The organism is Haloprofundus salilacus (assembly GCF_020150815.1).
GTDB lineage: Archaea > Halobacteriota > Halobacteria > Halobacteriales > Haloferacaceae > Haloprofundus > Haloprofundus salilacus.
In genome coordinates, this window is the sequence record NZ_CP083723.1 from 2,249,482 (window position 1) to 2,261,390 (window position 11,909).

Annotated in this window: 13 protein-coding genes and 1 tRNA gene; 7 read left to right on the forward strand and 7 right to left on the reverse strand. The window is 66.0% G+C overall.

The genetic code is table 11. The features are described from left to right. Positions 1-97 precede the first annotated feature (97 nt). On the forward strand, positions 98-1,261 hold the full coding sequence (locus tag LAQ58_RS11600; RefSeq protein ID WP_224447622.1) for a carboxylate--amine ligase: 1,164 nt from the start codon (positions 98-100) through the stop codon (positions 1,259-1,261). 39 nt (positions 1,262-1,300) lie between these two features. On the opposite strand, the gene LAQ58_RS11605 is transcribed toward LAQ58_RS11600, so the two are convergent. The 4 genes from LAQ58_RS11605 to LAQ58_RS11620 form a co-directional block, all read right to left on the reverse strand. Continuing rightward, positions 1,301-3,310 carry a DUF2070 family protein gene (locus tag LAQ58_RS11605; RefSeq protein ID WP_224447623.1) on the reverse strand — a complete coding sequence of 670 codons (2,010 nt, stop codon included), beginning with the start codon at positions 3,308-3,310 and terminating at the stop codon, positions 1,301-1,303. Between the two features lie 138 nt (positions 3,311-3,448). Next, positions 3,449-4,000 carry a GMP synthase subunit A gene (locus tag LAQ58_RS11610; protein WP_224447624.1) on the reverse strand — a complete coding sequence of 184 codons (552 nt, stop codon included), beginning with the start codon at positions 3,998-4,000 and terminating at the stop codon, positions 3,449-3,451. Positions 4,001-4,116: 116 nt separating this feature from the next. After that, on the reverse strand, positions 4,117-4,557 hold the full coding sequence (locus LAQ58_RS11615; RefSeq protein WP_224447625.1) for a VOC family protein: 441 nt from the start codon (positions 4,555-4,557) through the stop codon (positions 4,117-4,119). A gap of 22 nt (positions 4,558-4,579) precedes the next feature. Further along, positions 4,580-5,143, reverse strand: coding sequence for a DUF7097 family protein (locus tag LAQ58_RS11620; protein WP_224447626.1), 564 nt, complete (start codon positions 5,141-5,143; stop codon positions 4,580-4,582). Between the two features lie 237 nt (positions 5,144-5,380). Between LAQ58_RS11620 and LAQ58_RS11625 the strand changes: the two genes are divergently transcribed. The 5 genes from LAQ58_RS11625 to LAQ58_RS11645 all read left to right on the forward strand — a co-directional run bounded on the left by LAQ58_RS11625 (position 5,381) and on the right by LAQ58_RS11645 (position 8,980). Further along, the gene (locus tag LAQ58_RS11625) at positions 5,381-5,734 is read left to right on the forward strand and encodes a HalOD1 output domain-containing protein (RefSeq protein ID WP_224447627.1); all 354 of its coding nucleotides are present in this window, start codon (positions 5,381-5,383) and stop codon (positions 5,732-5,734) included. A gap of 53 nt (positions 5,735-5,787) precedes the next feature. Next, positions 5,788-6,126 carry a DUF192 domain-containing protein gene (locus tag LAQ58_RS11630; RefSeq protein WP_224447628.1) on the forward strand — a complete coding sequence of 113 codons (339 nt, stop codon included), beginning with the start codon at positions 5,788-5,790 and terminating at the stop codon, positions 6,124-6,126. Positions 6,127-6,394: 268 nt separating this feature from the next. Beyond that, entirely contained in the window at positions 6,395-7,879 is a 1,485-nt protein-coding gene (locus LAQ58_RS11635) for an alpha-isopropylmalate synthase regulatory domain-containing protein (protein WP_425490711.1), read from the forward strand. Positions 7,880-8,033: 154 nt separating this feature from the next. Beyond that, positions 8,034-8,552, forward strand: coding sequence for a hypothetical protein (locus LAQ58_RS11640; protein ID WP_224447630.1), 519 nt, complete (start codon positions 8,034-8,036; stop codon positions 8,550-8,552). 113 nt (positions 8,553-8,665) lie between these two features. After that, positions 8,666-8,980 (forward strand): DUF8081 domain-containing protein, encoded by a 315-nt coding sequence (locus tag LAQ58_RS11645; RefSeq protein ID WP_224447631.1) that lies wholly within the window; start codon positions 8,666-8,668, stop codon positions 8,978-8,980. Here the strand turns inward: LAQ58_RS11645 and LAQ58_RS11650 are convergent. The 3 genes from LAQ58_RS11650 to LAQ58_RS11660 all read right to left on the reverse strand — a co-directional run bounded on the left by LAQ58_RS11650 (position 8,977) and on the right by LAQ58_RS11660 (position 10,787). Then, the gene (locus tag LAQ58_RS11650) at positions 8,977-9,984 is read right to left on the reverse strand and encodes an AI-2E family transporter (protein ID WP_224447632.1); all 1,008 of its coding nucleotides are present in this window, start codon (positions 9,982-9,984) and stop codon (positions 8,977-8,979) included. The genes LAQ58_RS11645 and LAQ58_RS11650 overlap by 4 nt on opposite strands. Before the next feature lie 117 nt (positions 9,985-10,101). Continuing rightward, the gene (locus LAQ58_RS11655) at positions 10,102-10,581 is read right to left on the reverse strand and encodes an SHOCT domain-containing protein (RefSeq protein WP_224447633.1); all 480 of its coding nucleotides are present in this window, start codon (positions 10,579-10,581) and stop codon (positions 10,102-10,104) included. A gap of 121 nt (positions 10,582-10,702) precedes the next feature. Further along, positions 10,703-10,787: transfer RNA gene (locus tag LAQ58_RS11660), tRNA-Ser, on the reverse strand. A 126-nt stretch (positions 10,788-10,913) separates the two neighbouring features. On the opposite strand from LAQ58_RS11660, the gene LAQ58_RS11665 reads away from it, so the two are divergent. Next, complete coding sequence (locus tag LAQ58_RS11665; protein ID WP_224447634.1) at positions 10,914-11,876, forward strand: AAA family ATPase; 963 nt, start codon at positions 10,914-10,916, stop codon at positions 11,874-11,876. Positions 11,877-11,909 lie beyond the last annotated feature (33 nt).

Consider the following 11,909-nt stretch of genomic DNA (forward strand, 5'->3'; position numbering starts at 1 on the left):
CCCGAGACCGAAAATAATCGGACGCGCGAAACCGATACCGTCGACGGTCACCGTTGGTATTCGATTCAGAACACTGCCACAAGAGGAGGTAGCGACGATGACGACTGTGTTCGTCACGGACGCAGGGAGTCGTAGCTCGCTCGCCGTCGTTCGGTCGCTCGGTCGCCGTGGCGTCCGCGTCGTCTGCGGCGAGTCGACCCGGTTCGCGACCAGCTTTGCCTCGAAACATGTCGACGAACGCGTCGTTTATCCGGACCCGCAGAACCGTCCGGCTGCTTTCGTCGGGACGCTCGTCGACTACCTGCGCGACAACGATGTCGACGTGTTGCTGCCGGTGGGTTACGAATCGACGCGACTGGTGAGCCAGTCGCGAGAGCAGCTGGCCGAGCACGCGATCGTCCCGGTCCCCGGAGCGGAGAAGTTCGACCGACTCGTGCGCAAGGATTCCGTGATGAGACAGGCCGAACGGCTGGGCGTTGCGCACCCGCGAACGATATACCCCGAGAACGTCAACGAGGCCTGCGAGTCGGTGCAGGAACTCGCTTTTCCGGTCGTCATCAAACCCCGCGCGGAGGCCGGGTCAAAGGGGTTGCAGTACGTCGAGCGTCCGGAGGCGTTTACAAGCGCCTACCGCGACGCCTTCCGGAAGTACGACGTGCCCATCGTCCAGGAGCAGATTCCGCGCGACGGAAACGGGGTGGGCGCGGCGTTTCTCCGCTGGGACGGCGAGATAAAGGCGCGGTTCGCCTACCGACGACTTCGGGAGTTTCCACCGAGCGGCGGTCCGTCGACACTCCGCGAGAGTATCCACGACGAGCGACTGTTCGAGGCGGGCGAGGCGCTGCTCGACGACGTCAACTGGCGGGGCGTCGCGATGGTGGAGTTCAAGAACGACCCGCGAACGGACACGCCGAAACTGCTGGAGGTGAACCCCCGATTCTGGGGGTCGCTGCATCTGCCGTACAGATGCGGCGTCGAGTTCCCGTGGCTGCTCGTACAGTGTGCGCTCGGCGAGAACCTCGACCCCGTGACAACGTATCCCGACGGCGTCAAGTGTCGGTTTCTGCTTCCGGGCGACGTGTTGAATCTGCTCAGTCGGCGCGACGGGGCCGCGGTTCGGGAGTTCTTCCCCGTGTGGAACGACGGTGCCCACTACGACATCATCGACCGGTCGGACCCGTTGCCGACCGCCGGACGTCTCGCGGCGATGGCTCGGTACTCCGTCGACTACGACACGTGGCGCTACGCCATCGTCCGGTGAGCGCCCGCGGCGGCGACCGTCGCGACGCCGACCGCAGTCTCAGGCGAGGAAGAAGATGAGGACGCTCACGAGTATCGTCGCGCAGGCGATGGCCGCGGCGAACGCCCCGCCCATCGAGACGGCAACGTTGGCGTGGCTGGCGAGCGTCTCCGTGCGGTCGTTGCCGAAGACGGTCACTTCGGCGTGTTCCACGGCCATTCCCGACTCGACGGGTTCGCAGTCGGCGACGGCCTCCGAGACGAGGCGGCGAATCAACGACCGGAGTTCGTCGTGGTCGATGGCCGCGCCGACCTGGTTGTCCGCCTTCACCGTGTTGACGATGTGCGTGTCGGTGGTCATCACCTCGGCGTTGTCGACGAACGCGCCGCCGTCGGCGACTCGCTCGGCGCCCGCGTCGCATGCGTGGCCGCCGTCGCTGCGGGTCGCGCCGACGACGGGCGGTTCCTCGACCACCGCCGACTCCACCGCCTCGCAGAGGTCCGAGACGATTTCGTCGCGCAGACCCGGTTCCATGTTGTTGCCGTCGACGAGGACGTACGCCGTCTTCTGGTCGTCGACTTCCGAGACGGCGACGCGGATGCCGAGCGGTCCGATACCGTCTCGGGGCGTCCAGTCGGTTCGGTCCGACGCGATGCCGAGTTGGAGCAGTCCGCCCTCGGTGTCGGCGAGCGCTCGTCCGACCGCTCCGGCCCCCCGAATCATGTCGAACGATCGGCGACTGCCGGGCGTCACGTGGCCGAGGTCCGGTCCATCCAGTCCGTTGTTGCTGTTGTGGGCGTCGACGAGCAGCACGTCGTCGAGTCCGGCGGTGCGCGCCTCCGTTGCCGCCGAGAGGCCGACCGAGTACTCCACGTCGTCGGCGAAGTTCGGCGCGAACGTCGAGACGACGAGGGCGTCATCGCCGAAGCGCTGCCCGATCAGTTTCGCCTCGCCGGAGTCTACGCGGACGCTCTTCGAAGCTTCGGCGCTGTAGTTGATTCGCTCGTGAGCGTTCTCGGCGGCTTCGAGGATGGTGTCGACCTCCCGCTCGGTAACGAGGTTGAAGTCGTGGCCGGCCGTCGCGTGCGGCGGGAACGCGAGTCCCTCCGCGCGGCGGGCGACACGCTCGGGGAAGTTGCCGCCGCCAATCTCGCCCATCGGTCCCGGGTGAATCATCGGAAGGACGAACTGAGCTTTCTCGTCGCCGTCGGCGTCGCGAAACGCGAGGACGGTGACGGGGACGATGGCCTCCTGACCGAGTTGCTCGAAGAAATCCTCCAGTTCGCGGGAGCCCTCGGCGATGTGACCGATGAACCCTCGGATGAAATCGAGTACCGAGACGCCGAGGCTGTTGCGCCACGGCCGGTCGATGACTTCGAGGAACGCGTAGACGCTCATCGCGTAGATGACGCACATGACGCCGAGGAGGACGAAGTGGTCCGGGTCGAGCGCCGACACCACGTCTGGCGCTTGGGCCGAACGCGAAAAGTACGGCATGAGGTACGCGTCGAGGATCGGACCGCCGACTTCGAGATAGCTTAGCGTCCCGCTGTAGATGAAGAGCAGGAAGGCGGAGGCGAGCGTCTGAATGCTCGCCGGAATCGACGCGACGAGAATCGACGAGCGCGACACCGCCATGATGACGAGCAGTCGGAGCGCGAAGATGGACGCGAGCGCGACCACGAGCACGTCGTAGACGAACCGCTGGTCGAGTGAAGCGAACACGGCGACGATGGCACCGACGGTGAGGAGTCCGACGAGGACTATCTCGCAGGCGAGTGCCAGAAGCGACGACCGGTTCGGCGTCAGTCGACCGCCGAGAAACCGGTCGACGCCGGTGGTCGCGACGCTGGCGACGACGGTCGGAATCCCGACGAAGAAGATCCCCTCCCAGGCGTCTTTGCCGACGAAGAATAAGCCCCGCCACGTCCCGTCCCTGACGCCGGAGTCGAACGCCCCGACGCCGGCGATGGCGGCGATGAGCAGAGCGAACCCGAGGCTCGCGTACCACGACGGGGCACGGAAGATGAACCGCGACAACCCGGCGAGGTTGCTCTGCGTCGCTGTCATGCCGACGAGATTGTGCGCCTGCCTCCTAAAACCTCGCTACTTGTTTCTCCGCGCAGACTGTCCGCGTCGCTGTCAGTCCGGCAGCGAATTACGTCCCGAACGGCCCATCGTCCCGGCCGTTCCCGTCGTTCCGGCCGTTCAGTTCTCGCAGCGGGCGATGAAGTTCTCGAACACTTCCTGCCCGCGTTCGGTGTGGGTGACTTCCGGGTGCCACTGGACGCCGTAGAGGTCGCGGTCGGCGTCGCTCATCGCCTCGATGCCGCAGACGTCGCTCGTCGCGGTGTGAATGAACCCCTCGGGGAGCTCCTTCACCTCGTCGGCGTGGCTCGCCCACACCCGAGTTTCGGGCGCGAGCGACCCCACGAGCGGGTCGTCGTCGTCGAGCACCTCGACGGTTACGTCGGCGTACCCGCCGTAGTCACCGGAGTCGACGCGGCCGCCGAGTTCGCTCGCCATCACCTGCATTCCGAGACAGATGCCGAGAACGGGGATATCGAGGTCGAGATACTCCGCCGAGCGCCCGACGCGGTCGGCGTCCGGACCGCCCGAGAGGACGACACCGTCGGCGTCGACCTCCTCCGGCGGGGTGTCGTTGTCGACGATCTCCGTGTCGACGCCCGCGTCGCGCAACGCGCGACCCTCCAGATGTGTGAACTGCCCGTGGTTGTCGATGACGACGACTCTGGTCATGGCGGGGGTTGGACCGACAAGCCTAAAAACGAATCGGAGTCGGGTCGAAGTGGGCACGTTCGTGCATCGACGAATCCGAGAGCCGCTCGGTTACGGTGAACGCGGTGGACGGCCAATCACGGGGATGAACCGCCGATCGCAGTTGGATCGAACCGTCGGTTTCTCCCGTCCCACTCCAACTGGTCGTTCGCTTCGCGCGTGTCGAGATACACCTCGACGCCGTTGCCGTCGGGGTCGTCGAAGTAGAGTGCCTTGCTGATGCCGTGGTCGACCGGTGCGACCGAGACGCCTCGCTCGTCGAGCGCTTCGTACGTCCCTCGCAACTTCGCAGGCGTCTCGACCTCCCACGCACTGTGGTAGAGACCGACGCCCGGACCGGGATCGGGGGCGTCGTCGCCCAGCGCTTGTAGCGCCAAATCGTGATGGTGTGACCCGAACGAGAGGAACGCGTAGTTCGCGTGGCGTTCGGTCACGTCGAGACCCAAGACCGAGGAATAGAAGTCGATAGCGCGGTCGAGTTCTCTGACCTTCAGGTGGATGTGGCCGAGGTGCGGCATGACTCGTGTAGAACGCGGACTGTCAAGAACGTTCGTCAGTCGTGCGGTCGAACCGCTCGCTCGCCGACCGAAAGCCGAACTCGGCCTGTTCCTCGCTCCGGCGCTGCTCGCGCGCCGCCAGCGCCTCCGTGTCGGGATTCGCGTCGTCGTCGACGCGCGCGAACGAAGTGTGAACTTTGGCGTGGCACCACCGACAGAGCGACACCGTAATCTCGTGGCTCAAGTCGCCTTCGTCGTCGCCGTCAACATCGTTGCTACCGCCGCCGCCGTACGAGAGGTGGTGTTCCTCCAACAGGGGACGCGCGTCCGACTCGTGAGCCATCCGAATCTCCGCCAACCCGCAGCGGACGCACTCGCGGCCGTCGATGGTCGAGCGGTAGTGCGGGCAGTCGCGCCACTCGCAGTCCGCCTCGCCGACGAGACAGCAGTAGTCGTCGGCCCGGCGCTCGCGAGCGAACTCGGGATCGTTGCCCGCGTGCGAAAGCGCGTAGCGACAGCGGCCGTCGCCGGTCAAGTGGTCGCATCGCCCGGCGAACTCGTAGGGGTCGTCCACCCCGACCGGCGTCCCCTTCGGCGTCTTCTCCATATCGCTGCGTATCGTCCCGCTGTTACTTGTACTCTCGACGTTCGATGTCGGTCCAACAGTATCGGCTAGATTCGAAGACACTCACTGAAACCGCCTTATTCGAGTTCGAAATCCTATATAAAATAACTGCAGACATACTGGGGATGAAACGGTAGTTTGAAACCCCCGGATGTTGGAAGATGGATTACAACCAGAGTACTTGCTGGTCGGAGACGCCAGTACGGGCGCGAAATACTCATGAAAGACCACTCACCATCTCACACCGGGCACTCCTACGACACGGACCGCTACCGACAACGACACGAAGCCATCGTCGACCCCGGCGAGACCGATCTCTCGTTCGCCGTCATCGACGCTATCGCCGCCGTCGAAGGAGTCGATCCGCTCGACCTCGACCCCTTCATGCACGAATCTATCAACCCCGACGCGCTGAACAGTCTCTTCGCCGGAACCGAGGAGACGGGTCTCGGCGGTTCGGTCGCGTTCGAGGCGCTCAGCTACACCGTCGTCGTCGAGAGTCACGGTCGAATCACCGTCTACGAACAGAAAGACGGCGGCGGGCGGCGGGCGCTCGCGGCCGGGATGCGGTAGTCGACCGTCGGAGAATCTGACATACTTTTGTGGTTCCGTCGTGACGCCGAGTCGTGCAACTCGTTCACGAGGGTCGGCGACCTATCGCGACTAGCGTCGAGTTCGCAGATACGTTTCTCGCACAGGCCCGCGGACTGATGTTTCGACGGTCGGTCCCCGACGACTACGCACTCGTCTTCCGGTTCAACGAGGCGGAGCGACGGAGCCTCCACATGCTGTTCGTGCCGTTTCCGATCGACGCGCTCTGGCTGGTCGACGGAGAGGTGACGAAGCGCGCTCGACTCTCGGGGTGGACCGGTCTCGGGTGGGGAACCGCCGACACCATCGTCGAACTCCCCGCCGGGGCCGCTGACGGCGTCGACATCGGCGACGCGGTGGAACTTGTCGAGTGAGCGAACTACCGGCGACTGAACCGGCATCGATCGAACCGACCGCGGCGGTGGATCCGACTGGCAAGTTCTGTCATACCCCACAAGTTGATATGGCGACGGTCCAAGGAGGCATCTACAATGTCGGACCATTCCAGTCCTGGCACGGAGGATAGGGTAAGTCGCCGCGAGGCGACTGGCCGAGAAATTCCGCGCCAAAGATAACTTCTCGACCGACGACGCGAACGCGACTGCCAACCCGTTCGCAGCGTCGCTCGACGGACGCGACGTACTGCTTTTGGATACGACGCTCAGAGACGGCGAGCAAGCGCCGGGTGTCTCGCTCTCGACGGCCGAGAAGGTCGAAATCGCACGTGCGCTCGACCGAGCGGCGGTGCCGTTCGTCGAAGCCGGGAGCGCCTGCACCGGCGCGGGCGAGCGCGACGCGATCGGTCGCGTCGCCGACCTCGGTCTCGACGCGACGGTAACGAGTTTCGCCCGCGGCGTCCGCGCCGACGTGGACCTCGCACTCGACTGCGGCGTCGACGGCGTCAACCTCGTCGTCCCCGCCAGCGACCGCCACGTCGAGCGGAAGGTCGGCACCGACCGCGATGCCGTCGTCGAGACGACGGTGGAACTCGTCGAGTACGCCCGCGACCACGGTCTGTGGGTCGAGGTGCTCGGCGAGGACGGCTCCCGAGCCGACGTCGACTTCCTCGACCGCCTCGCGGCGGCGGCACACGACGCCGGAGCGGACCGCTTCTGCTACTGCGACACCGTCGGCCACGGGAGTCCCGAGCACACCGAGCGCGTCGTCTCGCGACTTGCCGGGCACGGCCCGACGAGCACGCACGTCCACGATGACCTGGGCTTGGCGATGACGAACGTCCACGCCAGCCTCCGGGCGGGTGCGGACCTCGTCCACGCGACGGTCAACGGTGTCGGCGAGCGCGCGGGCAACGTCGCGCTCGAAGAGGTGGCCGTCGCGCTCTCGCACTGTTACGGCGTCGAGTGCGCGAACCTCGAAGAACTCTACACGTTAGCACAGACCGTCGCCCGTGCGACGGAGACGCCGCTGCCGCCGAACAAGGCCGTCGTCGGCGAGAACGCCTTCGCCCACGAGAGCGGCATCCACACCGACGGCACGCTGAAGGACGAGGCGATGTACGAACCGTACCCGCCCGAACTGGTCGGCCGCGAGCGACGCCTCGTGCTCGGCAAACACGCCGGGCGCGCAGGCGTCCGCGCGGCGCTCGACGAACACGGCGTCGAGGTGTCCGACGACGAACTCGCGAGAGTCGTCGAGCGCGTCAAGGGCCTCGCCGAGCGGGGCAAGCGCGTCACCGACGCCGACCTCCTCACCATCGCCGAGGACGTGCAGGGTCGCTCCCGCGAGCGACGCGTGAGACTGGTCGACCTGCAGGCGACCAGCGGCGGCGGCGTGCCGACCGCGAGCGTCCGCCTCGCCGTCGACAACGAGGAACGCGTCGCCGCCGGAACCGGCAACGGCCCCGTCGACGCCGCCGTTGAGGCGGTTCGGACGGCGCTCGGTCCCGACGCCGCCTTCCAGTTGGAGTCGTACCACGTCGACGCCATCTCCGGCGGCACCGACGCCGTCGTCACCGTCGAAGTCGAACTCTCCCGCGGCGACCGGTCGGTGAGCGTCGCGGCGTCGGACGCCGACATCACCCGCGCGAGCGTCGTCGCGATGGTCGACGCGCTAGACCGACTACGCGCCCCGAAAGCGGTCGCTGATGCGTCCCTCGCCGACGACTGACCGGCGACCGCCGACTGTCGACTGGAGATGACGGATCGGCGACCGACCACCGACCGCGGTCGTCGTCCCCGGTCACAACTCGAAGGACCGCGTAACGAAGTCAGTCGTTTTACTTATCAGGAAACTTATAACGAACGGTGAAAATAGTGGGCGCATGAAACGTCGCCGCTTCTGCGCTCTCCTCGGAACGGTCGGTGTCGGCGGAACCGCCGGCTGTACGCGACTTCCGACGTCCGGCAGAGACGCCCAGTTTCCGCCCGCCGCCCGCGACGCCGAGTCCGACATGGCGCTCGACAGCAGCCCGGCCGAACGCGTCGACGTCGGCTCCCGGTTCGGGGTGCTCCGCCCGGAGACCAACGGACCGCACGACCTGCGGGTGTGGAACGACGGCCCGGCCCGCAAGATAACCGTCTCGGTCCACCGCAACACGTTCCCGGCCCACGAGGCGTTCGAACAGGCGTTCGACCTCGCCGCCGACGCGTACGTTTCGCTGACGCTCCACCGTCCGGCGGCGTACGCTATCGTCGTCGCTGCCGCCGAAGCGTCGGCGACGGTGGGCGTCGACCGGTCGAACTTCGACTGTAACGACTCGGCGACGACCGTCGCGGTGCGGAGCGACGGGACGTTCGAGGCCTCGACGCAGACGACGACGATGGGTTGCGGTCCGTTTTAGCGGACGAGGGGAGAACGAACTGCAGCGGGCGGAGGCGCGAAGCGATTGGAAGTGGGGTGAAGACGGAAGTAGATGAATCGAAGTAACTCGAACTCCAACACCGACCCGTCACCGTGAGCGAGTTCCTCGTCGAAGTGAAACCGTCGGCCCGACGGACGAACGGCGCGGTCGGTGCAGCCGTCGTCCGCCGCGGGTCCCGCCGCCGCTTCGGGACGCGCGCGGACGCCGAATCGTGGGCTGCGTCGCTCTCCGACCGCGGCGAGCGCCGCGTCTGGATTCGGGTCGCCGACCCTCGCGACGACTCCGACACCGACGGCTACCTCGTCGGGCGACGCGGGACGATACCGCTCGACGGAGCGTACGACAAGCGACGCTGGCGACTTCGCGGCGGGAGCGGCGGCGAGCAGTCCGGGTTCGACCGGTTCTAATCGCTCCCGACCGGAAACGGGTTGGTATCGGCGTACTCGCGGACGTACACGTCGACCAGCGCCTTCAGCACGCCGAGGACGATCGGACCGAAGAAGATTCCCATGAAGCCGAGCGCCGCGATGCCGCCGAAGATACCGATGACGAACAGTCCGGGGTTGAGGTGCGCCTCCCGCCCGCCGATGACAGGGCGGAGATAGTTGTCCGAGAGACTGACGACGACGGCGCCGTAGACGAACAGGAACGCCGCTGAGACGTACTGACCGGTGAACGCCAGATACACCGACGCCGGGAGCCAGACGATGGACGCACCGACGAGCGGCAACAGCGACAGCAGAATCGTCAAGACGGTCCAGAACACGGGGCTCGGGAAACCGACGACGACGAATCCGATTCCGGTGAGGAGACCCTGGACGAGGGCGACGAGAACGTTGCCGACCAGCACAGCCCACATGAGTCGGTCGATGCGGGCGTGGAGTTCATCCTGTATCGGCGGCGGCAGCGGGACCGCCTCTCGAATCCACGCGATGAGAGCCGTCCCGTCGGTCAGCAGGTAGTAGAGCAAAAACAGGAGGACAGTGACACCGATGACCGCGCTCGAGAGTCCGCCGAAGACGTCGACGACGCTGCCGACGAGCGTCGACCCGCTCCCCTGCGCAGAGCCGAACAGCGCCTCGACGGAGACGTTCATCCGGGTGAACTCCTCGAACGGCGTCGACCCCGTCAGCAGGTCGCGAACGGCGTCGACGACCGAGCGCGCCTCCTGGAGGACGACTTGCACGACGAGGGCGATGGGGAGGAGGACGGCCAACGTCGAGACGACGATGAGGGCAGCGGCGGCGGCGCGGGCTCCGACTCGGGGTTCGAGTCGGCGGTGAAGCGGCTTCAGCACGTAGGCGAGAAGCACCGCGGCGAGGACGTACTGGAGAAACGGGAACAACATCAGTACGGAGAGTACGCCGACTGCTCCTATTGCGAACAGGAGAAACGCGCGGTCGCGATCCATACTCGTACAACGAGTGACAAGTGGATAAATCGGCTGGGCTGAACGTCTCGGTTCGGCGAGTCAGGCGGGCAGTCGGCGCGGACGGCGGCGACGCGTCGCGTTCGAAAACCGGTGACGCTACTCGGCGAGTTCGTCCGTCCATGCATCCTCCGGCGACGACTCGCTCTCCTCGCCGCTTCGCAACAGCCGGCGCAGTTTCCGTTCGAACTCCTCGTCGGTCACTTTGCCGTCGGCGTACCGCATCTGTAACACGCTTACCGGGTCCGGGTCGCGAGAGCGGTCGACTGGCGCTCCGTCGGGGCGGCGGTCGAGAGCGGGTTTGCGGCCGACAGTCTCGCACGCCAGCGAGTACGTCGCCGCGAGTCCGACGACGCCGAACAGTAGAAACCCCCACGCCGAGACGATTCCGTCCGGGATGGCGAGGAGAAACGCCAACGAGTCGAGCGTCCGTTCGAGAAATCCTTCGCGGAGCAGTCCGCCGAGCAGGTACGAGACACCCGAGAGAACTAACTCGACACTCAGCGTGAGCGCGAGGAGAGCGACGATAACCTGCGACGTCGACTGCGGGAGCCTTCGCCTGCCGACTGACCTTCGCATACGCTCCGTTTCAAGGGAAGATGGTATGTATGTTTTCGTACCCGTCCGAAATGAAGGGGTGTTTCGGGCGACGAGAGATACGGAACTCTCTCGCGCCGCTCTGAGTTTGGTTTCTGAAAAGCGCCGAGGGAGAGATTTGAACTCTCGAGTCCGAATGGACAGTAGATTTCGAATCTACCGCCTTGGCCAGGCTAGGCTACCTCGGCTTACGTCTCCACTATCGCCCGCCCTCGTTTAATCGGTTTCGATTTCTCCGAGACGACTCACCGCTGTCGGTGACACTCTGGATTGGCCAATGGGTCTAAGTTCACCGAGAACGCCTGTCCGAATACATGGATATCTCCGAAGCAAGCGCCGCCTGTGACCAGGTCCTCGACACGGTGAAGGGCGCGGTCATCGCAGACGACGAGTTCTTCGAGCGCATCATGCTCGGCGTCCTCGCCCGCGGTCACGTCCTCCTCGAAGACGTTCCCGGCACCGGAAAGACGCTCACCGCCCGCAGCATCGCGCAGGCGCTCGGACTCAGTTTCTCCCGCGTGCAGTTCACGCCCGACCTACTGCCCTCCGACGTTACCGGCACGAACATCTTCAACGAACAGGACCGCAGTTTCGAGTTCTCCGAAGGCCCCATCTTCGCGAACATCGTCCTCGCCGACGAGATCAACCGCGCGCCGCCGAAGACGCAGGCCGCCCTCCTCGAAGCGATGGAAGAGGGACAGGTGACCGTCGACGGCGAGACCCACCAGTTGCCGAAACCGTTCTTCGTCATCGCGACGCAGAACCCCGTCGAACAGGAGGGGACGTTCCCGCTGCCGGAGGCGCAGGTCGACCGCTTCTCGGTGAAGACGGCCATCGGCTACCCCAAACTCGACGGCGAAGTTGAACTGCTGCGCCGCCGCGCCGGACGCGACACGCGCAGTCCGTCCGTCGAGACAGTGCTCTCGCAGGACGAGGTGCTGGCGATGCGCGCGACGCCCGAGCGTGTCCGCGTCCACGACGACCTGCTGCAGTACATGGCCGAACTGACGCAAGCGACGCGCAGCGACCGCCGCGTCGCCGTCGGCGTCTCCCCGCGCGGAACCCAGCGGATGTTCGAAGCCGCCCGCGCGCGCGCCGTCTACGCGGGCCGCGAGTTCGTCACGCCCGACGACGTGAAACGCGTCAGCCACCCCGTACTCGCCCACCGCCTCGTGCTCACGCCGGACGCGAAAGTCTCCGACGTGGACAAAGGCGACGTGGTCGACGACGTGCTCAACTCCGTGGACGTACCGACCGTCGACTTCGAGAGGCGGTAGCGCCCACCGTCGGTCCGATTCGGTTCTTCGTTC

Coding starts and splice junctions, on each gene's coding strand:
- LAQ58_RS11605 (WP_224447623.1), bottom strand. CDS start 3,310: ATGACAGCGACGCAGAGCAACCTCGCCGGGTTGTCGCGGTTCATCTTC.
- LAQ58_RS11610 (WP_224447624.1), bottom strand. CDS start 4,000: ATGACCAGAGTCGTCGTCATCGACAACCACGGGCAGTTCACACATCTG.
- LAQ58_RS11615 (WP_224447625.1), bottom strand. CDS start 4,557: ATGCCGCACCTCGGCCACATCCACCTGAAGGTCAGAGAACTCGACCGC.
- LAQ58_RS11620 (WP_224447626.1), bottom strand. CDS start 5,143: ATGGAGAAGACGCCGAAGGGGACGCCGGTCGGGGTGGACGACCCCTAC.
- LAQ58_RS11665 (WP_224447634.1), top strand. CDS start 10,914: ATGGATATCTCCGAAGCAAGCGCCGCCTGTGACCAGGTCCTCGACACG.
- LAQ58_RS11600 (WP_224447622.1), top strand. CDS start 98: ATGACGACTGTGTTCGTCACGGACGCAGGGAGTCGTAGCTCGCTCGCC.
- LAQ58_RS11650 (WP_224447632.1), bottom strand. CDS start 9,984: ATGGATCGCGACCGCGCGTTTCTCCTGTTCGCAATAGGAGCAGTCGGC.
- LAQ58_RS11655 (WP_224447633.1), bottom strand. CDS start 10,581: ATGCGAAGGTCAGTCGGCAGGCGAAGGCTCCCGCAGTCGACGTCGCAG.
- LAQ58_RS11640 (WP_224447630.1), top strand. CDS start 8,034: ATGAAACGTCGCCGCTTCTGCGCTCTCCTCGGAACGGTCGGTGTCGGC.
- LAQ58_RS11625 (WP_224447627.1), top strand. CDS start 5,381: ATGAAAGACCACTCACCATCTCACACCGGGCACTCCTACGACACGGAC.